Annotated in this window: 18 protein-coding genes and 1 tRNA gene; 4 read left to right on the top strand and 15 right to left on the bottom strand. The window is 65.3% G+C overall.

All coding sequences use genetic code 11. The annotated features are described in order from the left end of the window. Positions 1–55 precede the first annotated feature (55 nt). Genes QMK31_RS17005 through QMK31_RS16980 form a run of 6 tightly spaced genes read right to left on the bottom strand, consistent with a single transcriptional unit; the run spans position 56 to position 7145 of the window. Complete coding sequence (locus tag QMK31_RS17005) at positions 56–1762, bottom strand: protein kinase domain-containing protein (protein ID WP_283502133.1); 1707 nt, start codon at positions 1760–1762, stop codon at positions 56–58. Next, positions 1759–3210 (bottom strand): peptidoglycan D,D-transpeptidase FtsI family protein, encoded by a 1452-nt coding sequence (locus QMK31_RS17000; RefSeq protein ID WP_283502132.1) that lies wholly within the window; start codon positions 3208–3210, stop codon positions 1759–1761. Before QMK31_RS17000 ends, QMK31_RS17005 begins: the two co-directional genes overlap by 4 nt. Beyond that, positions 3210–4595: an FtsW/RodA/SpoVE family cell cycle protein gene (locus QMK31_RS16995; RefSeq protein ID WP_283502131.1), complete on the bottom strand. Its 1386-nt coding sequence runs from the start codon at positions 4593–4595 to the stop codon at positions 3210–3212. Before QMK31_RS16995 ends, QMK31_RS17000 begins: the two co-directional genes overlap by 1 nt. Further along, positions 4588–5823, bottom strand: a complete 1236-nt coding sequence (locus tag QMK31_RS16990; RefSeq protein ID WP_283502130.1) for a PP2C family protein-serine/threonine phosphatase — start codon at positions 5821–5823, stop codon at positions 4588–4590. The genes QMK31_RS16995 and QMK31_RS16990 overlap by 8 nt, the downstream gene beginning before the upstream one ends. A gap of 3 nt (positions 5824–5826) precedes the next feature. After that, positions 5827–6399, bottom strand: a complete 573-nt coding sequence (locus QMK31_RS16985) for an FHA domain-containing protein FhaB/FipA (RefSeq protein ID WP_283502129.1) — start codon at positions 6397–6399, stop codon at positions 5827–5829. Then, positions 6396–7145, bottom strand: coding sequence for an FHA domain-containing protein (locus QMK31_RS16980; protein WP_283502128.1), 750 nt, complete (start codon positions 7143–7145; stop codon positions 6396–6398). Before QMK31_RS16980 ends, QMK31_RS16985 begins: the two co-directional genes overlap by 4 nt. 339 nt (positions 7146–7484) lie before the next feature. Between QMK31_RS16980 and QMK31_RS16975 the strand changes: the two genes are divergently transcribed. Continuing rightward, positions 7485–7568 (top strand) — tRNA-Leu (locus QMK31_RS16975). A 264-nt stretch (positions 7569–7832) separates the two neighbouring features. Then, complete coding sequence (locus QMK31_RS16970; protein WP_283502127.1) at positions 7833–8777, top strand: cytochrome b/b6 domain-containing protein; 945 nt, start codon at positions 7833–7835, stop codon at positions 8775–8777. Here the strand turns inward: QMK31_RS16970 and QMK31_RS16965 are convergent. Genes QMK31_RS16965 through mmsB form a run of 3 tightly spaced genes read right to left on the bottom strand, consistent with a single transcriptional unit; the run spans position 8774 to position 12021 of the window. Beyond that, complete coding sequence (locus tag QMK31_RS16965) at positions 8774–9553, bottom strand: EI24 domain-containing protein (protein ID WP_283502126.1); 780 nt, start codon at positions 9551–9553, stop codon at positions 8774–8776. The genes QMK31_RS16970 and QMK31_RS16965 overlap by 4 nt on opposite strands. A gap of 56 nt (positions 9554–9609) precedes the next feature. After that, positions 9610–11094, bottom strand: coding sequence for a CoA-acylating methylmalonate-semialdehyde dehydrogenase (locus QMK31_RS16960; RefSeq protein WP_283502125.1), 1485 nt, complete (start codon positions 11092–11094; stop codon positions 9610–9612). A gap of 30 nt (positions 11095–11124) precedes the next feature. Then, positions 11125–12021, bottom strand: a complete 897-nt coding sequence (gene mmsB / locus QMK31_RS16955; RefSeq protein WP_283502124.1) for a 3-hydroxyisobutyrate dehydrogenase — start codon at positions 12019–12021, stop codon at positions 11125–11127. Positions 12022–12125: 104 nt separating this feature from the next. Between mmsB and QMK31_RS16950 the strand changes: the two genes are divergently transcribed. After that, on the top strand, positions 12126–13037 hold the full coding sequence (locus QMK31_RS16950) for a LysR family transcriptional regulator (RefSeq protein ID WP_502853473.1): 912 nt from the start codon (positions 12126–12128) through the stop codon (positions 13035–13037). Positions 13038–13107: 70 nt separating this feature from the next. Here the strand turns inward: QMK31_RS16950 and QMK31_RS16945 are convergent, their stop codons facing one another. Next, positions 13108–14496 (bottom strand): MFS transporter, encoded by a 1389-nt coding sequence (locus QMK31_RS16945; protein ID WP_283502122.1) that lies wholly within the window; start codon positions 14494–14496, stop codon positions 13108–13110. A gap of 190 nt (positions 14497–14686) precedes the next feature. On the opposite strand from QMK31_RS16945, the gene QMK31_RS16940 reads away from it, so the two are divergent. Continuing rightward, positions 14687–15322: a hypothetical protein gene (locus QMK31_RS16940; protein WP_283502121.1), complete on the top strand. Its 636-nt coding sequence runs from the start codon at positions 14687–14689 to the stop codon at positions 15320–15322. 1 nt (position 15323) lies between these two features. Here QMK31_RS16940 and QMK31_RS16935 read toward each other — a convergent pair whose 3' ends face one another. The 5 genes from QMK31_RS16935 to QMK31_RS16915 form a co-directional block, all read right to left on the bottom strand. Next, positions 15324–16790, bottom strand: coding sequence for an MDR family MFS transporter (locus QMK31_RS16935; RefSeq protein ID WP_283502120.1), 1467 nt, complete (start codon positions 16788–16790; stop codon positions 15324–15326). A 292-nt stretch (positions 16791–17082) separates the two neighbouring features. Beyond that, positions 17083–19554, bottom strand: a complete 2472-nt coding sequence (locus tag QMK31_RS16930) for an excinuclease ABC subunit UvrA (RefSeq protein WP_283502119.1) — start codon at positions 19552–19554, stop codon at positions 17083–17085. A gap of 38 nt (positions 19555–19592) precedes the next feature. After that, the gene (locus QMK31_RS16925) at positions 19593–21233 is read right to left on the bottom strand and encodes an AMP-binding protein (RefSeq protein ID WP_349361577.1); all 1641 of its coding nucleotides are present in this window, start codon (positions 21231–21233) and stop codon (positions 19593–19595) included. A 41-nt stretch (positions 21234–21274) separates the two neighbouring features. Further along, positions 21275–22456, bottom strand: coding sequence for an acyl-CoA dehydrogenase family protein (locus tag QMK31_RS16920; protein ID WP_283502118.1), 1182 nt, complete (start codon positions 22454–22456; stop codon positions 21275–21277). A 74-nt stretch (positions 22457–22530) separates the two neighbouring features. After that, complete coding sequence (locus QMK31_RS16915; RefSeq protein ID WP_283502117.1) at positions 22531–23280, bottom strand: TetR/AcrR family transcriptional regulator; 750 nt, start codon at positions 23278–23280, stop codon at positions 22531–22533. Positions 23281–23463 lie beyond the last annotated feature (183 nt).

Raw genomic sequence — 23463 nt, 5'->3', positions numbered from 1 at the left:
TACTGCGTTCCGGTTGGACACAGTGAGCGCTACTTTACCGCACGTCATTGGAGAGTTACTCCGTGACAGCGGGGTCGCCCGTTACTTTCACATCGACCGCGGGAGAAAACTCGGAGCTGATCTGACCGCAGAAATAGCGGAATTTGACCTTGAAGTTTTCCGTGCCGGCGGTGATCGTGCCCGTGGTTGTCTCCGCGTTGGTCGGGTTGGCCGAGGTGATGACGGCGGCTCCGCCCTCGGTGGCGATCTCGTAGCCGGCCAGGGTCTGGCCAGCCGGGCAGGTTTGGGCGTTCCAGCTGACCGTGACCGTGCCGGCCGCAGCGACCGGTGACGGCGTCGCGGTCGGGGCGGACGTCGGTGTGGAGGGCGTTGCGACCGCTCCCCAGGCCGTCAGGGTGATCGTCGTGCCGGCCGGAACCGGACCCCGTGGGTTGACCTGGTACACCCGGTCGACGTCCTCCTCGGTCGCAGCCGCATTCCCTGGTTCGACGTCAGCTACGAAACCCATCTCCACGAGCAGTGCGGCGGCTTCGGCGCTCGGCTTTCCGATGAAGTCATCGGGATTGACCGACGTATTGGTGGGGGTCGGTGTTGGCGTCGGACTGGGCGTCGGTGTGGGAGACGGCGTCGGCGTGGGAGACGGCGTTGCCGAGGTCACGGCGGGAGCCGGGGGCTCATTGTTCTGGGTGACCAGGGCGATGAGTGTTCCGGTGAGCACAATGACGAGCAGGGCGACGAGGGCGATGAGCGGCCAGAACCAGGGGCTGCGCTTCTTCTTGTCCGCCTCGGCTGCCGCAGCAGCGGATGCCCGCGTGATGGGAGCACCGGTGGCCGGAAGCACTGTCGTGGCTTGGTCGTTGCCGGCACCCGGCATGAGCATGGTGGCGCTGGTGGCCGTGAGACCACCCAGAACCGACGGTACGGCCACCGCGGCCGCGGCCACGTCACCACGACGCAAAGCGGATGCCGCGCGCGCCAGGTGCGCAGCCGACGCCGGTCGGTCGGCCGGGTTCTTGGCCAGGCAGGCGAAGACCAGGTTACGCACCGGCTCTGACACCGTTACCGGCAGGTCGGGCGCGATCTCGTTTATCTGGGCCATGGCAATGGCAACCTGCGACTCGCCCGTGAACGGACGTCGGCCGGCGAGGGACTCGTAGGCGACGATACCGATCGAATAGATGTCGGTGGTTGGCGAAGCCGGGTGGCCGCTGGCCTGTTCCGGCGAGAGGTACTGCACGGTGCCCATGACCTGACCGGTCGCGGTGAGCGGAACCTGGTCGGCGATGCGGGCGATGCCGAAGTCGGTGATCTTGACCCGACCCTCCGGCGTAATCAGCAGGTTGCCTGGCTTAATGTCGCGGTGCACCAAACCGGCGGCGTGGGCGGCGTGCAGCGCTGCCGAGGTCTGCGCGACAATGTCGAGCACCTTGTCTGTCGGCAGAACGTGCTCGCGCTCAAGAATGGTCGACAGGGCTTCGCCGGGAACGAGTTCCATCACCAGGAAGGCGCTGCCATCTTCTTCGCCGTAGTCGAAGACATTCGCGATGCCCTCGTGGTTGACGAGCGCAGCATGGCGGGCTTCGGCGCGGAAGCGCTCGAGAAAGCCCGGGTCCCCGAGGTACTCGTCCTTCAAAATCTTAATGGCGACGCTACGCCCGATGACGAGGTCGGTGGACTTCCACACCTCACCCATGCCGCCAATCGCAATGCGCGACTGCAGCTCGTATCGTCCCCCGAAGGTGAGCCCTGCTGTGGGTCTCATTTGTTAAGCACCGCCTCTAGTACCGCTTTTGCGACAGGTGCGGCAAGTTTGTTGCCGAACCCGGTTTGTCCCATTCCCCCGCCGTCCTCGATCAGAACGGTGATGGCATACTGCGGGTCGATCGCCGGCGCGAAACCGGTGAACCACAGTGTGTACGGATCGGTAGACCCGTTCTGCGCCGTGCCTGTCTTTCCCGCCACGTCAACCCCGTCTATTCTTGCATTGCTTGCCGCGCCATCCTGAACGCCATTGACCATCATCGCGGAGAGTGTCGCGGCTGTTTCTGCGCTCATTGCCCGCCCAAGCTCTACCGGTTCGAAGGTTTCGATAGCGCTGAGATTGGGGGCGAGAATCTCCTGCACCAGGTTGGGTGCCATCACCACACCCCCATTGGCGATGGCACCGCTGACCATGGCCATTTGCAGGGGCGTCGTGCGCACCTCGTACTGCCCGAATGCCGACTGCGCGGTTTGTGGATCGTCGAGACCGCGCGGAAAAACGCTCTCGGAGACACTCATCGGAATGCTTAGTTTGCCGTTGAAGCCGAATTTCTCCGCGGTTTCACGAATAGCAGTGTCGCCGAGCTCGACGCCGAGTTCAGCGAACGGAATGTTGCACGACAATCGCAGCGCGGTCGCGAGGGTGACCGTTTCTCCGGCCCCGCAGGTTCCGCCGCTGGAGTTCTCAATCCTGCTCGTCGTTCCCGGTGCCACGTAAACATCCAGGTTTGGAAAAGTGCTCTCCGGGGTGTACTTGCCCGATTCGAGTGCGGCCGTCGTGACGACGAGCTTGAACACCGACCCGGGAGGGTTGAGCGAATTGATCGCCCGGTTGATCAAGGGGTCGTTCTCGTTGGCGAGTAGGGCCTCGTAAGTCGTGGTGACCTCGGCGTTGTTGTGCACCGTGAGTAGGTTCGGATTGAAGCTCGGCTTAGATACCATCGCCAGGATGCGACCGGTCGCCGGCTCGGTGACGACCACAGATCCGGTGTACTCGCCCAGGGCATCCCACGCAGCCTGCTGGGCCACGGGATCGATGGTGACCTCGGCGGCGGCGCCCTTCGGGTCCTGGCCGGTGACAACTGCGCTGATCTTGTCGAAGAACTGCGAGTTGGAAGTTCCGGTCAGCTCGGCGTTGAGAGCGAATTCGAGGCCGGTGGGTTCGCCGTTGACCGGGAAATATCCGGTGATCGGTGCGTACAGTTCTGGGTTGGTATAGGTGCGCAGAAATTTGAAGTCGTCGTCGGCCGGCATCGACTGTGCGATCGGTTCACCGGCCACGAGAATGGCACCGCGCTCGACCTGATAGCTGTCGTACAGCGTGCGGGTGTTTCGCGGGTCGGCCGAGAGGTTGTCGGCCTGAAAGGCCTGCACGATCGATGTCGAGCTGAGCAGGGCGGCGAACATCAGCATCACAACGATGCTGACGCGCTTGAGTTCGCGGTTCACTAGACCACCAGCCGGGGTTGATTGCGCACGGTGTCGGAAAGGCGCAGCAACAGGGCCGCGATGATCCAGTTGGCCACGAGCGAAGAACCGCCGGCAGCCAGGAACGGGGTGGTCAGGCCGGTCAGCGGGATGACCCGGGTGACACCGCCGATGACGATGAAGCACTGGAGGGCCACCACGAAGGCGAGTCCGACAGCGAGAAGCTTGCCGAAGTCGTCTTGGCCAGCAAAACCGATGCGAAAACCGCGGGCGACGAAGAGCAGGTATAGAGCCAAGATGGCGAAGATACCAGCGAGGCCGAGCTCTTCTCCGAGACTTGCAATGATGTAATCACTTTGCGGAACAGGGGTGATTTCTGGCCTGCCCTGGCCCCAACCGGTACCAAGCAAACCGCCCTTGGCCAGACCAAACAAACCCTGAACGAGCTGAAAACTTCCTCCGTCGGCGTTGTACACGGCCGGGTTGAGCGCATCGAGCCAGTTGGTGAACCGGCCGTTGACGTAATTGAGGGTCTGGCTGGCGACCAGGGCACCGCCGAGGAACAGACCCAGGCCCATGATGACCCAGCTGAGCCGGCCGGTAGCCAAATAAAGCATGACCAGGAACAAGCCGAAGTAGAGCAGGGCGGTGCCAAGGTCGCGCTGAAAGATGATGACCGACATTGACAGGGCCCAGACCACGAGAATCGGGCCCAGGTCCCGAAACCGGGGAAAGCGGGCGCCGAGAAACTTCTTGCCGACCATGGAGAGGCTGTCGCGGTTGCGCACGAGGTAGCCGGCGAAGAACACGGCCAGGGCGATCTTGGCGATCTCACCGGGCTGGAAGGTGCCGAAACTGCCGACCCGGATCCAGACCCGCGCGCCGCTGATCTCCTGCCCGAGGCCAGGAACGAGCGGCAGAAAGAGCAGGACCACACCGACGAGGCCGGCGATGTAAGTGTAGCGAAACAGCACACGGTGATTGCGGATGACCAGCAGCACGACGATGGCGCAGAAAATGGCCAGGGCACTCCACACCGTCTGGCGCACGGCAGCGCTCGCCCAGCCCGACTCCTTATCGGCGATGTCGATGCGGTAGATCATGGCGATGCCGATGCCGTTGAGCACCGTGGCAATCGGTAAAATAAAGGGGTCGGCGTCACGGGCGACGAACCGCAGCACGACGTGCAGGCTGATCACCAGCACCGACAGGCCGGCACCGAGCAGAACGAGAGTGGGGTCGAGTTCACCGAGGGCGCCCAATTGCACGAGCACGACCGCGCTCGCGTTGATGAAACAGGCGATCAGCAGCAGGAATAGCTCCAGGTTGCGCAGTTTCTGCGGCAGGCGCAGGCGACGCACCGGTTCGGTGGTCGGACGTGCCGTGAGAGCGGATGCCTTACTCAAGGATGGCGCCCTTCAGTCGCTCGACAATGGCCAGAGCGTCGGCGAGCGAGCCGGCGTTGATGGTCTGCTCAACCTGCTGTCGGTCGTAGACGCGCAGATCGTCGAGGACGAGGTCGGTGTCTTCGTAAACGCTGGAGAGCTTGATCGGGCCGATGTCCTGCTGCACGCCCTGGTAGATCGCCACGGTGGAACCGTCGACGCCGACGAAATAGCGGGTCTGGGTCCACTGGTAGCCGAGAATTGTGGTCGTAACGATGCTGAGCACCAGCAGGATCACGCCGACGAGCCAGGTGGCCTTGCGGCGGCGCGCGCGGCGGGCATCCTCTTCGATCAGTTCGGACAGGTAGTCCTGCGAGTCGGGCTCGAAGTGGGTTTCCCGCACCGGGTGAAGGCGCAGGGCCGGGATGCGCAGGGCGCGGTTGCGGCCGGGTTCTTCACCGAAGGCGAGCGGATTCGCGGCGGAGCCGACGACGACCGGGCTGTCTGTGCGCGCGGAGCCGTCGCCCGCGTCGATGTCGACGATGACCACGGTCACGTTGTCGGGGGCGCCGCCGTCGAGGCTCTCCTTCACCAGCAAGTCGGCGACATCCTGCGCGTTCGCACCGCTGGCGAGGGCGGAGGCAATGGCGGTGTGGGAGACGACCCCGGTGAGGCCGTCGGAGCAGAGCAACCAGCGGTCACCGGCGATGGTGGCCAGAATCGAGGTGTCGATTTCGGGGCTCGCCTCGACGTCGCCGAGAACGCGCATGAGCACCGAGCGGCGTGGGTGCACCATGGCCTCGGCCTCGGTGATGCGTCCGCTGTCGACCAGGCGCTGCACGAAGGTGTGGTCGATGGTGATCTGGGAGAGTTCGCGCTCGCGCAGCAGGTAGATGCGCGAGTCGCCGATATGGGCGATTGCGACCTCGTTCTCGAGCACGACGATGGCGCTGACCGTGGTGCCCATTCCGGTCAGTTCGGCGTGTTCAAATACCGTCTCGGCGAGCTGGGCGTTGGCACCGATCAGGGCGGCCTGTAGGGCGAATTCGGCGTCTTGGGCGCTCGCATAAGGCTTGTCGGCTTCGATGATGCGCTTGGTGGCGATCGACGAGGCGACGTCACCGCCGGCGTGCCCGCCCATACCGTCGGCGACCACGAACAGGCTGCGTCCGGCGTAACCGGAGTCCTGGTTGTTGGAGCGAATCTTGCCGACGTGGGACGCGGCTGCGCTATGACTGACCGTCGCCATGACCTACCGCCGAAGCTCGAAGCTGGTGGCGCCGATCTTCACGGTGGCGTTCAGGGGAATCTTGGTCGGCACGGTGACACGCGAGCCAGCCAGGAAGGTGCCGTTAGTGGAATCGAGGTCCTGCAGCATCCACTCGTCATGCCACAGCATGAGGCGAGCGTGGTGGGTAGAAGTGTAATCATCGCGAATGACCAGACTGGAGTCGCTCGAGCGGCCGATGGTGATGGTCTCCGTGCCCAACGGAAACTCGGTGCCGGCCTTCGGGCCGCTCGTGATGACCAGGCGCGTGGTGTTCAGGCTCGTGGCCATTCCGGCCTGCACACCCGGGTTCTCTTGGCCGGCCGGGCTGGCGCGGGCGACCGGCGCTGTGAACGCCTCGGCCGCTGCGGCGGCGGGAACAGCGGCAGGAACAGCGGATGCGGGGACGGGCGCGGCAGCGGCATCCGTTTTCATCTTGCGTACGCGCTGGCCGAACAGGTCGCTGCGCAGAGCGTAGACGATGCCGAAGATGAACATCCAGAGCAGAAGCAGAAAGCCGATGCGCAGCACCAGCAGGGTCAGTTCGCTGACGTTCATGCGTCCGGCCCCCAGAATCCGCCCATGTCGTGGCGTTCGGTGGCCGGGTCGGTCGGTGCCGCCGCGCGGGGAGCCTCGCTGGACGTCTGGGCGATAACCCGGAATACGATGCGCGTGCGGCCGATGGTGACGGTCGAGTCGGGCTCGAGGATGGCCTGGCTGACCGGGGAACCGTTGAGCTGGGAACCGTTGGTGGAGCCGAGGTCGCGCACCTGGGCGCGCGCGCCGTCCCAAAGGATTTCGACGTGGCGGCGGGAGGTTCCGGTGTCGTCGACGGTGATGTCGGAGTCGGAGCCGCGGCCGATCACGGTGCGGGCCTTGACCAGCGGGTGCCGGGTTCCGTTGATGTCGAGAACCGGGGTCCAGGCGACGGTGCTCTTGACCGAGCTCGAGTCGATCTGCACCATGCCCTCGCTGAGGCTGCGGTCGTCCTGCAGGGTGATGACGATGCCACCCGTGAACTGGTAGCGCTGCTCGGTGCCATGTTTCTGCACCAGGACGGTGAGCTCGTCGATGAGGGTGACTCCGAGGGCGCTCATGCGGCCGTAGTCGGTGTGGGACATGCGCACGGTGAAGCGATTGGGCGCGAGGATACGATCCCGCGCGACTACAGCGGCCTTGGTGTCGAGCTCACGACGCAGCGCGGAGGTTATTTCCACCGGCTGCAAGCCCGATCTAAAGGTCTTGGCAAACGCTCCGTTGACGGCACGTTCCAAGCCCTTTTCAAAGTTATCCAGTATGCCCACAGGTCTCCCGATCCGGTCCGTTTGGCTATGAGCATGTTACTTGTCTCGGGTGACAACCCACCTTCAGGGCGCAAACGGCACGAACAGTCATACTACCCGGGGAGCGTCCCGGACCGAATTCCACGCCCATTATGGGCATTCCATGGGACTTTTTCGGTGGTATCGGCGAGCGGATGCGGCGCGGCAGGCCCGGGCGGCGGCATCCGCTCTCAAAGCGGTCGGGTTGCGGGGGTATCCGTTGCAGCCGCGGTCAGGCGCGCGGGCACCGACCCAGCGCGGCTGCGCGGCGCGCCGTCGAATGGCGCTGACCCCCCTCGCAGTGTTAGCATTCCTAAGTTCGCGCGAGTGGCGGAATTGGCAGACGCGCTGGCTTCAGGTGCCAGTGTTCGAAAGGACGTAGGGGTTCAAGTCCCCTCTCGCGCACAGCGGATGGGTGCGGATAGCCGCACAATCCATGCGAACAGTCGGGGCCTTCGAGAAATCGGAGGCCCTGTTTCGTTACTGGCGCTGTGTTGTTACGGGCGCTGTGTAATTACCAGCCCGGTGTCGCCAATCCGTACGGACCCAGATGTCGACCGGCACCGGCGGTAATGTGACCTACCGCGTCATTGCGTGCCACCCCGAAGCACGGGGCAAGTAGCCTTGCGGGGACGCGCTCGCGATTCGCCCGGGCGGGAACGGATCGTGATGACGACGGGTGCCTCCCGGCTGGGCTGGTTTCGGCCGAGCCGGTGGTTTCGGCTGGCCTGGATCGTGCCGGCCCTGCTCGTGGCGCTGGCCCTCGCAGTGTTCGCGGCGACGGGACTGAGCGCCCTTCCCTCGGTCGAGTCCTTCATGCGCAGCTACCCGGGTGTGTCGACCCAGCCGGCCGCCGTTCCGATCGGAATACCGGCGTGGCTGGCCTGGCAGCACGGTCTTAACGCCTTCTTCATCTTGTTCGTCATTCGAACCGGATGGCAGGTGCAAAGGACCCACCGTCCGTCCATTTTCTGGACGCGCACGAACACGGGACGGTTCCGCACGAAGAATCCGCCGATTCGCATCACACTCGAACTCTGGCAGCACATCGTGTTCGACACCCTCTGGGCGGTCAATGGCATCGTGTTCTACGTTTTGCTGTTTGCGACCGGGCAATGGTTGCGCATCGTTCCCACGAACTGGGACGTCTTCCCCAACGCGGTGTCGGCCGGCCTGCAATACGCCTCGCTGGACTGGCCGACCGGTGCCGGTTGGTTGTACTACAACGCCCTGCAGCTGCTCAGCTACTTCGCGGTCGTGTTCCTCGCGGCGCCGATCGCGCTCGTGACGGGCCTGCGCATGTCACCGGGATTGTCGGCGCGGTTGCGTCCACTCGACCGGGTCTTTCCCCTGCCTGTGGCACGTAAACTGCACTTCGCGACGCTCATCTTCTTTGTGGCCTTCATCGTCGTGCACGTTCTGCTGGTGCTCACGACCGGTGCCCGCGCCAATCTCAACCATATGTATGCGGCGCGAAACGACGACGGCTGGCTCGGCGTCTGGATCTTCGTCGCCGCACTACTGGTCACGGCCGCAATCTGGCTCGGCGCGCGTCCCGCGGTCGTGCGTGCGATCGCGGCGCGTAGCGGCCGCATCATTCACCGCAAGCGCTAAACCGGTTCCACTCTCGACGCGAGCAGGTCTCGGCTGAGCATGGCCGCGCCGGCCACGGCCGCCGGCATGACGATGACGGCCGCGCCCGGAATGAGGAACAACAGATAGGTGAGCACCCCGAAACCGAGGCTGCGCGGGCGGCGCGCGTGCAGCATCCGTTTGCGTTGCGTGAGCGTGAAGCCGCGGGCGTCGAAAGCGAAGCCGGTGAGTTCGAGAGTGAGCATCCAGCCGCCGAACAGCGCGCCGAGAACGAGGGCTAGCAGCTGGCCGAGGCCGGGTATCAGGCCGCAGACCAGAAGCAACAGAGCGACCCCGACGGCCAGGCCGACCAGGCGCAGGGCGTCGGCCACCGCGCGCAGAATGCTGCGCAGCAGGCCGCGTTCCGGTTCGACCGGCGCGTCGCCGAGGCTGGTCTCGACCGCGCGCCAGATTCGCTCATAGAAGGGATCGCCGACAGTGAGCGTTACCGCCACGAAGGTATATGCCAATAGGAGAATACCGGCAGCCGCGACGGCCGCACCGGCCACCACCCGCGTGGCAGTGCGCCAAGGCTCCCCCCAGTCGCTTGCGAACGGACTGATCCCCACGGCGATGGCCTCGAGGTTGGCCAGCAGAAGCACGATGCCGGCGAGATACGCAATGCCGACAATGAAGGCTGGCAGGGCGCCGAGCAGCATGAGGCGCGGTGAGATTCCCCACATTCTGAGGCCGCGACCGAGAAAACCGGCACCGACGAAGAACTCGCGGGTGGCGGTGGGACGGGTTGAAGGCGGCACCCCCACACCCTAACCCGCCGGTGTCGGGTCCCCGCGAAACCGGGGACCCGCCTCACTCAGGCCATCTGCGGAAAACCGAGGTCGATCTCCGAGGTGGCCGGGTCGGGCCAGCGGGTCGTGACAACCTTGCCGCGGGTATAGAAGCGGATGCTGTCAGGGCCATACATATGCGCGTCACCGAACAGAGAGTTCTTCCAACCGCCGAACGAGAACGATCCAACCGGCACCGGAATGGGCACGTTGATGCCGACCATGCCCGCCTCGATCTCGAACTCGAACTGCCGAGCCGCACCGCCGTCCCGGGTGAACAATGCCACACCGTTGCCGAACTCGTGCTCGTTGACGAGTTTCACGGCCTCGTCGAAGGTGTCAACGCGCACGACCGAGAGCACCGGGCCGAAGATCTCATCGTCGTAGACTTTCATGCCGGGAGTGACGTGGTCGATCAGGCTGACGCCGAGAAAGAACCCATCACTGTCGAAGTTCTGCGCCCGGCCGTCGACGACCATCGTGGCGCCGGCCTCCTCGGCGCCGGCCAGGTAGGAGGCGACCCGATCGCGGTGTTCTCCGGTGATCAGTGGGCCCATCTGCGAGGCCGGATCGGTTCCCGGGCCGACCCGGAGCTTCTTCATGCGCGTCTCGATGGCGGCGACGAGGTCGTCGGCGATGCCGCCGACCGCCACGAGCACGCTCACGGCCATGCAGCGCTCCCCGGCGGATCCGTAGGCGGCGTTGATCGCGGCATCCGCTGTCATCTCCAGGTCGGCGTCCGGCAGAACGACCATGTGGTTCTTGGCCCCGCCGAGCGCCTGTACCCGCTTGCCGTTGCCCGCAGCCCGGTTGTAGATGGACTTGGCGATCGGGGTGGATCCGACAAAGCTGATGGCCTTGACCGCCGGGTTGTCGAGCAGTTCGTCGACGGCCTCCTTGTCGCCCTGAACCACATTGAGCACGCCGGCCGGCAGGCCGGCCTCCGTGAAGATCTCGGCGATGAAAATAGCCGATGAGGGGTCCTTCTCACTCGGCTTGAGCAGCACGGTGTTGCCGCAGGCGAGCGCGCTGCCGATCATCCACAGCGGCACCATGGCCGGAAAGTTGAACGGGGTGACACAGGCGACGACACCAACGGCCTGGCGCACCGAGTGCACGTCGATTCCGTGGGAAACCTGCTGGGAGAAGTCGCCCTTGAGCATGTGCGCGAGGCCGGTGGCGAATTCGATGTTCTCGAGCCCGCGGGTGATCTCGCCGGCCGCGTCGCTGAGTACCTTGCCGTGCTCACTCGTGAGAATTGCGGCGAGCTCGCTGGTGCGCTCGGCGAGCAGCTCGCGCACCTTGAAGAAGATGGCCGTGCGCTTGGCCAGCGTGCTGGTGCGCCACTCGGGCAGGGCGGCCTGGGCTGATTCGATGGCGTCGATCACGACCGCGCGGGAAGCCAGCACGACTTGTTTCTCCTGCACGCCGGTGGCCGGGTTGAACACGGGGCCGAATCGTTCGGCCGACTCGACGCGCTGGCCGTTGATGTAATGAGGAATTGTTTGCATGAGCGTGCTCCTTCTGGTGGATGACATGGTTCAGGCGTGCAGGCTGCCGTCGACGAGTTTGACGATCATGGAGCAGTCCTTGCCGCCCTCGCCCTCATCGATCAGGCGCTGAAACAGTTCGGCGACGTGTTCGCCGATCTCAAGCGGCGTGTCGGTGGCGCGGGCGGCGGTGATCGCCAGCCCGATGTCCTTGCTCGCGAGCGTTGCGGTGAAGGTCGGGGCGAAATCCCGGTTGGACGCGGCCGTCGCGACGACATCCTTGATCGGATACCAGGTGCGCAGCGCCCAGCTGTCGCCCGACGAAACGGATGCGATATCCCAGAACACCTGCTTGTCCAGTCCCAGCCGCTCGGCCAGAACAGCGCCCTCCGCCGTCGCGGCGAGGTTGATGAACAGCATGAGATTGTTGCAGATCTTCGCGGCCTGGCCGGTCGTGGCGCCGCCGGTCGGAATGATGTTCGCCGCCATGGGCTCGATGAAGGTGGTGGCGTCAGCGACGGCATCCGCTCGGCCCCCGATCATGAAGGTGAGGCTTCCGGCGGTGGCGCCGCTCATGCCGCCCGAGACCGGGGCGTCGACGAAGCGAAAGCCGGCCGCCGCTGCGGCATCGTGCAGGGCCTGGGCGGTCTCGATGTCGATCGTTGACGAGTCCACCAGCAGGGTTGCCGGGTCGGCCGTGGACAGCACGCCACCGTCGCCGAAGTACACGGCACGGGCGTGTTCACCCTTGGGCAGCATGGTGAAGACGACGTCGGCGCCCGCGACGGCTTCACTGATGCTCGAAGCGGCGGTGACGCCGGCCGTGACGGCGGTGGTTACGGCATCCGGATTCAGATCGAACCCGCGCACCTCGTGGCCGGCGGCCACCATATTGGCGGACATGGGCCCGCCCATGTTGCCCAACCCGATCCATGCGACTACTGACATTTGAAGCTCCCTTGCTTGTGTCCCTCTACCCTCGCAGCCGGATAGAGTGCAATCAAGGCAATATTTCACAGGGGGTATGTGCGCAGATGCACACGCTCGAAAGGATGCAATCCGTGAGTTCACACCAGCTTCCGAGCCCGAACGATCTGCTCGTGCTGCTCACCGTGGCCAGGCTGGGGCGCTTCAACGCGGTAGCCGAGGCGCTCGGCACCACCCACACGACCATCTCGCGGCGCATCCTCTCGCTCGATGCGGAGCTGGGCGGCCGCACGCTCGAGCGCAGCCCGCACGGCTGGGAGCTCACCGAGCTGGGCCGGCACGCGGTGAGTGCGGCCGAGGCGATCGAAGACCGGCTGGGCGCGCTCGCCACGGCCATCAGTCAGACCGACCCGCTCTCCGGGCTGCTGCGCATCAGCACAATCGACGGTTTCGGGGCGGAGATCGTCACGCCGGCCCTCGTGAAACTGCAGCAGAGCCACCCGCGCATCAATATCGAAATGTTCAGCGCCACCCGCAAGGTGAGCCAGAACCGGTCGGGCGTCGACCTGGAGATCGTGGCCGGCCGCAACGATGTCAACAACGCGCAGGCGATGTTTCTCACCAACTATTTTCTGCGCCTATACGCCAGCCGCGAGTATCTGCTTGGCCGCGGCGAGCCCCGCACGCTCGACGACGTTGCGTTGCACAGTTTCGTGTCGTATGTCGAGAGTGCCCTGCTCGTGACCGACCTTGGCTATCGCTCCTCCGAGCTGCCGGAACCGGCCACGACGTTTCAGGCGACCAGCCTGTTTGCCCAGTTGGAGGCGGTGCAGGCCGGCGCCGGAATAGGACTTCTGCCGAATTTTCTGGTGCACGACCGGCCGGAATTCGTGCCCGTGTTGCGCGCCGACTTTCAGCGTCAACTGCCCATCTGGGCCGTCGTGCGGGCGGAGTCGCTGCGTTCGCCCGTGGTGCGTGCCGCCATTGAGGCGATCACACTGGAGATCGCGAACCGACCGACCGCCTTCATAGAGTGACGAACGAGCGGATGCCCCGCCGGCGCGAAAAGGGCGGCCCGATCGGTGGGATCGGGCCGCCCGCCAGGCGTTACCGGCGACCGACCTCGGCGAGGTCGGCCTGGGCGGCACGATCGGCCGATTCGGCGGCATCCGCTGCGTCAATGTCGTGCAGGGAAAGCCCGCGCGTTTCCTTGAGGGTGAGCACGACGAGGGCCGTGATCAGGCAGGCCGCTGCGAGGTAGATGGCCACCGGCACCGAGGACTCGAAGGTGGAGAGCAGGCTCACGGCGATGATCGGAGCGATCGAGCCCGCGATGACCGAGGTGACCTGGTAGCCGAGGGAGACGCCGGAGTAGCGCATGCGGGTGGGGAACATTTCGGCCATGATTGCGGGCTGGCCGGCGTACATGAGGGCGTGGAAGAGCAGGCCCATCATGATCGCGACAATGATGATGAAGTCGTTCGCGGTGTCCATCATGGGAAAGGCGAAGAAGCCCCAGGTGCCGGCGAGCAGGGCGCCCACGAAGTACACCGGGCGCCGGCCGACCCGGTCGGAGAGGTGGCCGACCAGCGGAATGACGACGAAGTGAATTGCGTGGGCGATGAGCAGAAGGAGCAGAACCCGAGAGGTGTCCATCTGCACGATGATCTTCAGATAGGTGATCGAGAAGACCACGACGAGGTAATAGAGAATGTTCTCGGCGAACCGCAGGCCCATCGCGGTGAATACCCCGCGCGGATACCGGCGGAACACCTCGACAATGCCGTAGCCCTTATCGCCGGCGACCACCTCTTTCTGAGCCTTGAGAAAGATGGGCGCGTCGCTGACCTTGGTGCGAATGTAGTAGCCGACCAGCACGATGACGGCGGAGAGCCAGAACGCGACGCGCCAGCCCCAGCTCAGGAAAGCCTCATCGGACAGGGTCGAGGCGAGTACGAAGAGAACGGCGGTGGCCAGCAGGTTTCCCATCGGCACGGCGGACTGGGGCCAGCTGGCCCAAAAGCCGCGCGACTTCGGCGGGCTGTGCTCGGCGACGAGCAGAACCGCGCCGCCCCATTCGCCGCCGACGGCGAAGCCCTGAATGAAACGCAAGAGCACGAGCAGCACGGGTGCGAGGTAACCGACCTGCTGGAAGGTCGGCAGGCAGCCCATCAGGAAGGTGGCGACGCCGACAAGAACGAGGCTGAACTGGAGCAGGCGTTTGCGGCCGAACTTGTCGCCGAAGTGTCCGAAGACGATGCCTCCGATGGGGCGGGCCAAAAAGCCGACGGCATAGGTGGCGAAGGCGGCGATGATGCCCTCCAGTTCGGTGCCGGCGTTCGGAAAGAACAGGGTGCCGAAGACCAGGGTGGCGGCCGAGGCGTAGAGAAAGAATTCGTACCATTCGACGACCGTGCCGGCCATGGAGGCCGCAACGACCTTTTTCAGTCCGGAGGACTGCGGATCGTTTCGAGTGTCGGATCTGGTCGTGCTCATGGGATTCCCCCTGGTGTCGTCATTGACACAACGTGCGTGCACGTCGTCTGGCTCGTCTTAGCTTGCGCTTCGCGTTGGTGGCTGTCAAAGGCGATTCACACAGGGGTGACGTGCAAAAAAGCACACGGTGGCGCGGTGAGCGAACGCAGCACGGTTATTCTCGAAGGAACAACAGGGAGGTGGGGCAACAGTGACGCACGCGCATCCGCTGCACGTCGACGTTGAAGTAGCGTGCCTGTGCTGCCTCGCGCCGCAGCCGTTTCACTTCACCTCGCGCAGCGACCAAGTGGTCTGCGTGAAGTGCGTGCACCACATCGGGGCCGAGAAATCAGAGCGCCGCGACCTGGAGCACGTGCAATTGTGGGCCGCTCGGTGGGCGGCCTCCGAGACCGCCCACGCCGACTACATCGCCGAAACGGATGCCTTACTCGTCGCCCGAGACAATGACCTGACCACGCTGCGCGACCAGGTCGCTGAGCTCAGCGCCGTCGTCGCCGGCCAGTTCACGACCGGGATTGACGGGGTGCGGAGCCTGCTGCAGAGCGACCTGATCAAGCGTGCCGAACGCAACACGGAATTGGCCCGCCGACAGATCGACTGGGCCATGGCCGGCCTCTGGCGCATCGAAGCGCTGCACCACGACTCAGAGGCGCAGAAATGTTCCTGCGGCCGGACGGCGGGCAGCTGCGCCGAGAGCGCCGCGATCGACCCCCTGCGCCAGGCGCTGCGCGACTGGGAGAAGAAGAACGTTGTGCTGCTGCAGGGCGGCCGGCGGCACGGTCTGCCGGCAGATCACCCCGCGGTGCTGGCCCAGCGCATCCGCTGACTCAGTGCGCGCTGACGGGAGCGCTCTCAACCGCGTCGCCGAGCGGCGGGCGCCGCACGAGGAACGCCGCCGGAATCGCGAACAGTGAGATGATGGCGCCGCACAGGAATGCGCCGCGAATGCCCGAGGCCGTCGCTGAGATCTCGGAAACGCCCTGCGCCATGAGCGCGGCCGACTGCGAGGTCATGACGGCAATGAACAGGGCCGTTCCGACGGCGCCGGCGAGCTGCTGGATGGTACCGACAACCGCGCTGCCGTGGGAGTACAGGCTGGGCTTGAGGGAGCCGAGACCCGACGTGAACAGTGGTGTAAAGAGCAGGGAGAGGCCGGCACTCATGCCGATGTGGGCGATCAGCAGCATCCACGGCGGGGTGGTTTCGCCCATCATGGTCATCGCCCAGAACGCGGCGCTGACCATGATCGATCCAGGAACCAGCAGGAGGGTTGGGCCGCGGCGGTCGTAGATGCGGCCAACGAACGGTGCGAGCAGACCCATGGTGAGGCCGCCCGGAAGCAGCAGGAGCCCGGTTTCCAGGGCCGTCAGGCCGAGCACCCTTTGCATATACAGCGGCAGCAGGATGATGGTGCCGAACAGGGCGAGCATGCTGATGCTGAGCATGGAGATCGAGAGGGTGAAGGTGCGCGAGCTGAACACGCGCAGGTCGAGCAGGGCGCGATCGGTGCGCTGCAACTGCAGTTGGCGCAGCACGAACAGGGCTAGGGCGACCAGGCCGATGCCGAGCGGCACCCAGCCAGCTGCGGAGGCCCCAGCCAGGTTGCTCAGCCCGTAGACGAACCCGCCGAAGCCAAAGGCCGAGAGAATGACGGAGAGCCCGTCGAGGGGAACCTTGCGCGGCGTCGTCACGTTCTGGATGCGCGAGGCGCCGAGGATGAGTGAGCAGACGGCGATCGGCAGCACGAGGATGAACATCCAGCGCCAGTCGAGGACGCTGAGGATCACACCCGAGATGGTCGGGCCGATCGCCGGGGCTACCGAGATGACGATGGAGATGTTTCCCATGGTCTTGCCGCGGGACGCCGGTGCGACGAGCGTCATGACCGTCGTCATGAGCAGCGGCATCATGATGGCCGTTCCGCTGGCCTGCACGATGCGACCCAGGAGCAGCATCTCGAAGCCGGGCGAGAGCGCAGCGATCAGGGTTCCGGTGCTGAAGAGCGTCATTGCGGCGATGAAGACCGGCCGGGTGTGAAAACGCTGGATCAGAAAACCGGTGATCGGAATAACCACGGCCATCGTGAGCATGAACGCCGTGGTCAGCCACTGCGCGGCGGTGGCGGTGATGCTCAGGTCGTCCATGAGGTGCGGCAGGGCCACACCCATGATGGTCTCGTTCAAAATGACGACGAACGCGGAGACCAGGAGAAGCCGAATCACCAACTGATTGCGTTTGGCCTCGGGGGGCGACTCGGCCCTGAGAATCGGCTTGGCGGTGTCTAATGCGGTCATTGCTGGTCCTGACGGTCGTGCGAAAAAGGGAGCGTACGAAGTTGAGCGGCCGTGCGCCGCCGGGCCGGTTCGCTCTGTGCGCCTGTAGGTGCAGCGTTCTGCGGGGCGTGAATTATTCCTGCGCCGAAAAATTGGGCGGAACGCCGCGTTGTACGAAGACCCGGCGGGCGGAGGCCGCAACCAGATCGCGCAGCCGACGGATGCCCGGATCGGTATTCAGGGACCGCCGCACGACGACGAAATCGTTGCGATAGACCGGATGCAGCGTGACCGATTCTCTCTCGCTCTCCCGTTAGGGCAGGCGAAGCTTCAGGTAAGGGGCCGTGCGGCTCGTCACGTGCGCGGCCACCGTCTCGGGGGTGCCGGCGGCGATGATCTGGCCGCCGGCGTCTCCGCCACCGGGGCCGAGGTCGATCACCCAGTCGGCAGCGGCGACCACGTCCATTTCGTGTTCGACCACAACGACGGTGTTTCCGGCATCGACGAGGCGTCCGAGCTGCAGCAAGAGCAGCTTGACGTCGGCCGGGTGCAGCCCGGTCGTCGGTTCGTCGAGCAGGTAAAGCGTGTGGCCGCGGCGGGCGCGCTGCAACTCGGTCGCGAGCTTAATCCGCTGCGCTTCGCCGCCGGAGAGCTCGGTGGCCGGCTGCCCAAGCCGCAGGTAGCCAAGGCCCACCTCGCGCAGGGTGTCGAGGCTGCGCGCGGCAGAGGTGACGTCGGTGAGAAAGGTGAGCGCGGCATCCACTGTGAGGCCGAGCACCTCGGCGATGTTCTTGCCGCGGTAGGTCACCTCGAGGGTGTCGGGGTTGTAGCGCGACCCGCCGCAGTCCGGGCAGGGCGCGTAACTGCCCGGCAGAAAGAGCAGTCCAACGGCCACGAAACCCTCCCCGAGGCAGGTCTCGCAGCGGCCGCCGGCCACATTGAACGAGAACCGTGAGGCGGTGAAGCCGCGCGCGCGGGCCTCGTCGGAGGCGGCAAAGGTGGCCCGCACGGCGTCGAACAGGCCGGTATAGGTGGCGAGGTTGGAGCGGGGCGTGCGCCCGATCGGCTTCTGATCCACCTGCACCAGCCGGTCGACGGCCTCGAGCCCGGTCACCGCGGGCGTGTCAGAGCGCTCGGCCAGCTCGATCTCGGCGTCGGCATCGGCGAGATCGAGCATTGGCACGTCATCGGGGTCTGGATGCAGGTGCCGCCCCACGGCCTCGGCGAGCACCTGGCTCACCAGCGTGGACTTGCCCGAACCACTTACTCCGGTGACCGCCGTCAACACTCCGAGCGGGATCTGCGCGTCGAGACCCTTCAGGTTGTGCCGGGTCACGTCGGTCAGGCCCAACCAGCCAAGCGGATGCCGCAGCTCACCCCGCACCACCGGCTCACGCTCCGCAGTGAACAAGTATTCTCGCGTGACAGAACTCCCGACCTCGGCGAGTCCAGCGGTCGGACCGCTGTAGAGCACCTCGCCGCCGCCCTCACCGGCTTGAGGGCCAACGTCGACGACCCAGTCGGCGCTTCTCACGACGTCCATATTGTGTTCGACCACGAAGACCGAGTTGCCCGACTGCTTGAGCTGCTCAAGCACGAGCAGCAGCGGCTCGGCGTCGGCCGGGTGCAGGCCGGCCGAGGGCTCGTCGAGCACGTAGATCACGCCGAACAGGCCAGAGCGCAGCTGGGTGGCGATGCGCAGCCGTTGCATCTCGCCCGGAGAGAGGGTCGGGGTCGAGCGGCCGAGGGACAGATAGCCGAGGCCCAGTTCGAGCAGCACGTCGATGCGGCGCAGCAGATCGCCGGCCAGGGTGACGGCCACTTCGGTCGATTCGTTGCCGGCCACGATCGGGCGCAGCACCTCGGCCAGGGCCGTCATCGGCAGGGCATTGAGCTCGGCGATCGACTGGCCGGCCACGGTCACGGCGAGGGCTTCGGGCTTAAGACCGCTGCCACCGCAGTCGGGGCAGGGGCCGGTGTCGACATAGCGCAGCACCCGCTGACGCACGTTCGGGCTCTTGCTGTCTGCGAGAGTGTGCAGCACGAAACTTTTCGCGCTCCAGAACCGGCCTTGGTACGGCTTGGCGATGCGGTCGCGTTGCGGCACCACCTCGACGACCGGTTGTTCCTCGGTGAACAGAATCCAGTCGCGGTCGGCGCGGGTCAGGTTCTGCCAGGGCCGGTCGATGTCGTAGCCGAGTACCGCGACGATGTCGCGCAGGTTCTTTCCCTGCCAGGCGCCGGGCCACGCCGCGATCGCGCCGTCCCTGATGCTGAGAGTGGGATCGAGCACCATGGAGGCCTCGCTGACGGTGTGCGCCAGTCCGAGGCCGTGGCAGCGCGGGCAGGCGCCCATCGCCGTGTTCGGCGAGAAGGAGTCGGATTCGAGGCGAGCGGCAGTATCCCCTGGATACATGCCGGCCCGAGAATACATCATGCGCAGCGAGTTGGACAGGGTCGTGACCGTGCCGACGCTCGAGCGCGAGCTCGGTGTTCCGCGGCGCTGCTGCAGGGCGACGGCTGGCGGCAGCCCGGTGATCTCGTCGACGTGCGGGGTGTGCCCCTGTTGAATGAGGCGGCGGGCGTAGGGCGCGACCGACTCGAAGAAGCGCCGCTGCGCCTCGGCGAAGATGGTGCCGAAGGCGAGCGACGACTTGCCGGAGCCCGAGACGCCGGTGAACGCGACGATGGCGTCTCTGGGCACATCGACGTCCACGTTGCGCAGGTTGTTCTCGCGGGCGCCGCGCACCCGCACGAATCCCTCTGACTGATTTTCGCTAAGCATCCAAACGACCATAGTTGGTGCGGTTGTGTGTCGACCGGTCAGATCGCGGTGGCGTCCTCTGACAGTTCCCTCAGCACGACCTTCATGACCTTGCCTGTGGCGGTGCGTGGCAGGGCGTCGACGAAGGTTACATAGTCGGGGACCTTGAACGCGGCTATCAGGTAGCGGGTGTGGGTGAGCAGGTCGACCTCGGTCACCATTGAGTCGGGTCGCAGCACCACGTAGGCCTTGGGCCGTTCGCCCCACTTCGGATGCGCCATGCCGACCACGGCGACGTCGAGCACGGTGGGGTGGCTGAGCATCGCGTTCTCGACCTCGATGGTGGAGATGTTCTCCCCGCCGGAGATGATGATGTCCTTGGCCCGGTCCTTGATTTCGATGTACCCGTCTGGGTGCATGACGCCGAGGTCGCCGGTGTGGAACCAGCCGCCACGGAAGGCATCCGCTGTGGCCTGCCGGTCTTTGAAATAGCCGAGCATGACGTTATTGCCGCGCAGCACGATCTCGCCGATGGTTTGCGCGTCGGCGGGAACATCGGTCATGGCGGAGTCGACGATGCGCGCCGATTCCGCCTGAACCATGCCGACGCCCTGACGAGAGATCTTGCGGGCACGTTCGTCGGCGGGTAGGTCATCCCACTCGCGCTGGTATTCACAAATCGTGTACGGGCCGTAGACCTCGGTGAGGCCGTACACGTGCACGACCGTGATGCCAAGCGCGTCGAGCTGTTCAATCACGCTCGGCGACGGCGGAGCGCCGGCCGTGGTGATTGATAGCGGGGTGTCGAGCACGTGCTTCATCGGCGCGTTGGCGATGACGCCGCACACCGTGGGAGCGCCGCACAGGTTGGTCACGCCGAGGGTGTCGATGGCCGACCAGACCGCTTCGGCCCGCACTGTGCGGAGGCAGACGTGGGTGGCACCGGCGGCTGTGACCGCCCACGGCGTGCACCAGCCATTGCAGTGGAACATTGGCAGCGTCCACAGGTACACCGAGTCGCTCGTGAATTTGTTGTGAAAAATCTCGCCGAAGGAGTTGAGGTAGGCGCCGCGGTGGGAGTACATGACGCCCTTGGGCTTGCCGGTCGTGCCCGAGGTGTAGTTGATCGATATGACCGAGCGTTCGTCGGTGACTTCCCAGGCCAGTGGATCGGCTCCGTCATTGTCGGCTTCGGCCAGGAATGATTCGAAGGTCTGCTGGCCGACCTTTACGCCACTCTCGGTGAGTCCGAACTCGCCGTCGGCAATTTCAATGATGCCCTTCAAAGCAGCGGATGCCGCGAACGCGTCGCCGACCCCGGCGACGAGTTCGGCGTCGATGAACAACAGAGTTGCCTCGGAGTGCTCGAGAACGTAGTGCACCTCCGGTCCGGCGAGCCGCGAATTTAACGCGACGAGCACTCCGCCGGCGAGCGGAACGGCGTAGTGGGCGATGAGCATCTCCGGTATATTCGGCGCGAGGAATATAACCCGGTCGCCCGGGGAAATGCGTGAACGGATGGCGTGCGCGAGCTTCTCGGCCGCCTTAAAGAATTCCCGGTAGGTATAACGCCTGGTGCCGTAGATGATTGCATCCTTGCCCGGGAATACTTCGGCGCTGCGCTGTAGAAATCGCATTGGCGTGAGCGGTGAGTCGTTGGGGGTGCCGGTGCTGCTCAATAATGTCGTCAGGTCAATCACGTGGGACTCCTTTGTCCGAAAAAATCTATGGAAGTGCGGGCTTAGTGAAAGGCGCTGACCCCGGTCAGGTCGCGACCGATGAGCAGTGACTGGATGCTCTCAGTTCCCTCATAGGTGTGAATTGATTCGATGTCGGCCAGGTGCCGGATGACGTGGTTCTCCAGCAGGATGCCGTTGCCGCCGAGCATGTCGCGGGCGAGCGAGGCGAGCGAGCGGGCCGCGCGGGTGTTGTGGAACTTGGCGAGGCTGGCCTGGATCGGCCGCAGGGTGCCAACGGCGTCGAGCTCGGCCAGGCGGATGCAGTGCAGCTGCATCGAGGTGAGCTCGGAGAGCATGAGGGTGAGCCGCTCCTGCACGATCTGGAATCCGGCGATCGGTTTGCCGAACTGAACCCGTTGCTGAGCGTAGTTGAGGGCGGCTTCGAAGACCGCCGTGGCGTGTCCGAGCGCCGACCAGGCCACGCCGAGCCGGGTGGCGAACAGCACGACCGCGGTGTCTTTGAAGGTGTGCGTGCCTGAGAGTACGGCATCGAGCGGGATACGCACGTCGGTTAGGGTGATGCGGGCCTGGTGCACCGCGCGCAGTGAGCCTTTGCCGAGCATCGTCTCGCCGTGGTATCCGGGCAGGGATTGGTCGACCAGAAAGCCGCGCACGTTGCCGTCGTCGTCGCGGGCCCAGACCACGGTCACGTCGCCGACCGATCCGTTGCCGATCCACTTCTTCTCGCCGTTGATGACCCATTCGTCGCCGTCACGATGCGCGGTGGTCTCAAGGGCCACCGAATCCGAGCCGTGGTCCGGTTCGGTCAGAGCGAAAGCGCCGAGCTTTTCGGCCCGGGCGAGAGGAACCAGCCAGGTGGCTTTCTGCTCGTCGCTGCCGAACATGGCAATGCTGCGCAGGGCGAGTCCTCCCTGCACGGCCACGACGGTACCCATCGAGCCGTCGCCACGGGAGATTTCCATGTTCACGAGCCCGGCGGCGAGCGGGGACATCGGGGTGAGCCCCGGCCCCACGACTCCGTCGGTGAGCAGGTCGAGCTCACCCAGGCGGCGGGCGAGGTGCAGCGGATACTCGGCCTTATCCCAGGCCTCGCTTAGTTCGTCGAGCGTTTCGACCGCGAAGGTACGGGCCCGGCTCCAGAACGCCCGATCGGCGTCGGGAACATCGGCGAAGACACCGTAGTAGTCGGTGTCGAGCGGGGCGGAGACATCGTAATCGGGCATCAGTGCCTTTCACGGTTGCGGGCGTGACTACAGTTCTACCTGACACGGAGTGTCACGTCAAGTGACACTTAGTGTCAAAGCGTTAGAGAGCGGAGCTGCTTCTCGAGCGCCTTGGCAACACTCTCTGGCAGTGCCGACGCGGGAAAAACCGCGACGAGCAGGTCGCTGGCGGGCATTTCGGCGGCTTCGCGTCGAGCGACGACGGGGGCGAAGCGATGGCGCACCGTTTGAAGCTGGGCGGCGAGGCCGGCCGAATCGGGCATCCGTTCTGAGTCGTTGGCGCGAATCATGCGGCGCAGCTCAAAATTGTGCGTGGCGGTCACGGCGGCCGCGAACTGAATCGCGATCACCGGGTCGACGCCCGGCAGCACGCGCCGCAGAAAGGCCGAGAAGGTCTTCTCATAGCGCGACACCATCACGGTTTCCCGGTCACGCAGAACGGATGTCTGGCGCACCAGCAGGTCGCGCACCCGCACGATCTCAAGGCGCTCCCGAAACCGCTCGAATACGAGCGCCGCTGCCGTACAGACGGCCAGCCAGGGGTCGTCGTGTTCGGCGGAGAAATAGTCGCCGATCTGCTCGAGCAGCTCATCATGGTCGGCGAAGATCACGTCGTCCTTCGACCGGAACTGGCGAAAGAAAGTGCTGCGGGACACGCCGGCAGCGGCGGCGATCTGCGCGGTGCTCGTGGCCTCATAGCCCTGGGCCTGGAACAGGCCAACGGCGATGTCGGCGACGGCGACGCGGCTGCGGGCATCCGCTTGCCGCGCGGCCTGAGGAAGGGCGAAATTGGGCAGTTCGGAGGGGGCAGGCAGATCAGACATGATCTGGCGAAATTAGCACGGAACGGTGGGCGGCCGTCGTACCCGCCGGGAAAACGTGGACGGGGCCCGGGCCCGGAACGTGGGCCCAGTTTATAACCTGGGCCCCGGGACGGGGCCTGGGCCCCGTCCGCAGTAGAGGGGGCGGACGTCGCGGGGAATGCACAAGGTTTCCATAAGGCCCAC

This window comes from Cryobacterium sp. PH31-O1 (assembly GCF_030063455.1).
In the GTDB taxonomy this organism is placed as follows: domain Bacteria; phylum Actinomycetota; class Actinomycetes; order Actinomycetales; family Microbacteriaceae; genus Cryobacterium.
This window is presented reverse-complemented; position numbering and strand designations above follow the sequence as displayed.

What these genes read in the sequence shown, in the direction of transcription:
- QMK31_RS17005 (WP_283502133.1), bottom strand. Translation starts at nt 1,762, where the DNA reads ATGAGACCCACAGCAGGGCTCACCTTCGGGGGACGATACGAGCTGCAG.
- QMK31_RS16990 (WP_283502130.1), bottom strand. Translation starts at nt 5,823, where the DNA reads ATGGCGACGGTCAGTCATAGCGCAGCCGCGTCCCACGTCGGCAAGATT.
- QMK31_RS16985 (WP_283502129.1), bottom strand. Translation starts at nt 6,399, where the DNA reads ATGAACGTCAGCGAACTGACCCTGCTGGTGCTGCGCATCGGCTTTCTG.
- QMK31_RS16970 (WP_283502127.1), top strand. Translation starts at nt 7,833, where the DNA reads ATGACGACGGGTGCCTCCCGGCTGGGCTGGTTTCGGCCGAGCCGGTGG.
- QMK31_RS16960 (WP_283502125.1), bottom strand. Translation starts at nt 11,094, where the DNA reads ATGCAAACAATTCCTCATTACATCAACGGCCAGCGCGTCGAGTCGGCC.
- mmsB (WP_283502124.1), bottom strand. Translation starts at nt 12,021, where the DNA reads ATGTCAGTAGTCGCATGGATCGGGTTGGGCAACATGGGCGGGCCCATG.
- QMK31_RS16950 (WP_502853473.1), top strand. Translation starts at nt 12,126, where the DNA reads ATGCAATCCGTGAGTTCACACCAGCTTCCGAGCCCGAACGATCTGCTC.
- QMK31_RS16945 (WP_283502122.1), bottom strand. Translation starts at nt 14,496, where the DNA reads ATGAGCACGACCAGATCCGACACTCGAAACGATCCGCAGTCCTCCGGA.
- QMK31_RS16935 (WP_283502120.1), bottom strand. Translation starts at nt 16,790, where the DNA reads ATGACCGCATTAGACACCGCCAAGCCGATTCTCAGGGCCGAGTCGCCC.
- QMK31_RS16930 (WP_283502119.1), bottom strand. Translation starts at nt 19,554, where the DNA reads ATGCTTAGCGAAAATCAGTCAGAGGGATTCGTGCGGGTGCGCGGCGCC.
- QMK31_RS16920 (WP_283502118.1), bottom strand. Translation starts at nt 22,456, where the DNA reads ATGCCCGATTACGATGTCTCCGCCCCGCTCGACACCGACTACTACGGT.
- QMK31_RS16915 (WP_283502117.1), bottom strand. Translation starts at nt 23,280, where the DNA reads ATGTCTGATCTGCCTGCCCCCTCCGAACTGCCCAATTTCGCCCTTCCT.